This window comes from Azospirillum isscasi, assembly GCF_030849505.1.
Classification (GTDB): Bacteria; Pseudomonadota; Alphaproteobacteria; order Azospirillales; family Azospirillaceae; genus Azospirillum; species Azospirillum isscasi.
In genome coordinates this window covers 1-1,210 of sequence record NZ_JAUJFI010000357.1, presented here as the reverse complement: position 1 = coordinate 1,210, position 1,210 = coordinate 1, and the positions used below count along the sequence as shown (strand labels likewise).

Annotated in this window: 1 pseudogene; it reads left to right on the top strand. The window is 74.0% G+C overall.

The window, feature by feature from the left end:
• Positions 1-487 precede the first annotated feature (487 nt).
• Positions 488-1,210: pseudogene (locus QSG27_RS28970) on the top strand (VTT domain-containing protein); the annotation flags it as partial.

Sequence of the window (1,210 nt, the reverse complement as noted above, 5' to 3'; positions counted from 1 at the left end):
GCCAGTGCCGGCAGGACCAGAGCCAGCGTCGGGGCCAAGGCGGCCAGCGCCGTCCCCAGCGACTCCGCCCAGCCGCTTCCCGTCAGCGCGGCCACCGCGGCGGCGGCGAGCGCGAGGCCGAGCAGGGCCGGCACCGCGGCGGCGATCCGGCGCAGGACGAGGCTCAGCATCGGCGGTCCTGCCGCGGGATCGGTAAGGGAACGGACAAGCGGGGCACGAGGACAATGGCGGACACGAATGGATTCATCCTGACGGTACCCAGGTCCCGGCCGGTCGGGCAACGGAATTTCGCCTCACGGCGGGCGGCGGGGAGGGAAGGGCGGCTGCGGTGTTGTTCCGTCATTCGCCTTCCTGGCCGGTCGCAGCCCGCCGGGGGCGCACCATATGTGATGCCCCGATGCCGATCCCCGCAAGACGTCCGGTCCAGCCCCTCCCGATGCCCGACCACCAGCCGACCCCCCTCCCCCCGCCGCACCCGGCGCCCCCCGTGGCGGCTTCCCTGGCGGCGGAACCGCTGCTGGTGCCGGGCCGCACCTGCTGGCGGGTGGAGCGGGCGGAGCGGGTCGGCGTGATCGTCGATGCGGAGGATTACTTCGCGCTCGCCAAGGCGGCGATGCGGCAGGCGCGGCGCAGCATCTACCTGACCGCCTGGGACTTCGACGCGCGCATCCGGCTGACCCCGCAGACGCGCCGCCCGCGCCGCCCGGACAAGCTGGGCAACCTGCTGAACTGGCTGGCGGCGACCCGCCCGGACCTGACCATCCATGTGCTGAAGTGGGACTATGCGGAGCTGTTCGATCTGGCCCGCTGGTCGCAGCCGCTGTTCCTGCGGAGCTGGCTCAGCCATTCGCGGCTCCAGTACCGGCTGGACGGCGACCATCCGGCGGGGGCCTGCCATCATCAGAAGATGCTGGTGATCGACGACCGCGTGGCCTTCTGCGGCGGGCTGGACATCACCGCCAACCGCTGGGACACCCGCGCCCACCGCCCCGACGAGCCGCTGCGCCGCCAGCCGGACGGCACCCCCTACGAGCCCTTCCACGACGTGATGATGGCGGTGGACGGCGACGCCGCCCGCGCGCTGGGCGACCTGTTCCGGGAGCGCTGGCGCCGCGCCACCGGCTGCACCCTGTCCCCGCCGGACATGGATCTCCCCGGTGGCGGCCCCGGTGGCGGCCCCAGTGGCGGCCCCAGTGGCGACTCCGCCGGC